General features: G+C 69.6%; 1 protein-coding gene. It reads right to left on the bottom strand.

The features are described from left to right. On the bottom strand, positions 1-762 hold a 762-nt coding region (locus AC1D15_RS35460), incomplete at both ends, for a 3-hydroxyisobutyryl-CoA hydrolase (RefSeq protein WP_477829776.1).

Here is a 762-nt window from a genome sequence, read left to right on the forward strand (position 1 = left end):
GGCCACGGGCTCTCGAAGAACGCCGCCACCATCGCCGGTGTCACGCCCTCGATCTGCGCCGGGTTCCAGCGCGGGCTGTGGTCCTTGTCGACCGCCAGCGCACGGATGCCCTMCACCGTCTCGCTGGCCGCGCCGGGGCGCAGGTGGAAGCAGTGGCGCACCAGGTCGCGCTCCATGCGCAGGTCGTCGGCGAGCGTCATCGTGCGGGCACGCCGCACCTGCTCGAGCGTCACCGCCATCATCAGCGGCGAGCGCTTGGCCAGCGTCGCGAGCGTGGCTTGCGCCCAGCCGCTGCCGTCGCTGCGCAGCGATTCGACGATGCCGATCAACGACTCGGCAGCAAAGTGTCGATCGATCGACGTGCGATCGAGCACAGTCGTCGCAGCTGGCGCCACCGCCCGCGCACGCACCGCAGCGTGAAGCTGCGCCGCGTTCTCATGCGGCTGATCCACCAGTGCCTCGACCAGAGACGACAGCGCGTCGCTGGGAACACACACATCTGCCAGCCCGCAAGCGATCGCATCACCCGCCCCGAGGATCTGCCCCGTCAGCGCCAGGTACTCGCCGAGCCGCCCCGCGCAGCGCGCGAGGAACCAGCCGCCACCCACGTCGGGGAACAACCCGATGTGCGTCTCCGGCATCGCCATCTTCGTGCGCTCGGTCACCACGCGCAGCGACGCGCCCTGCGAGATGCCCATGCCACCGCCCATCACGATGCCGTCCATCAGCGCGATATAGGGCTTCGGATAGGTGTGGATCAGG

The organism is Rhizobacter sp. P2_H2 (assembly GCF_056403375.1).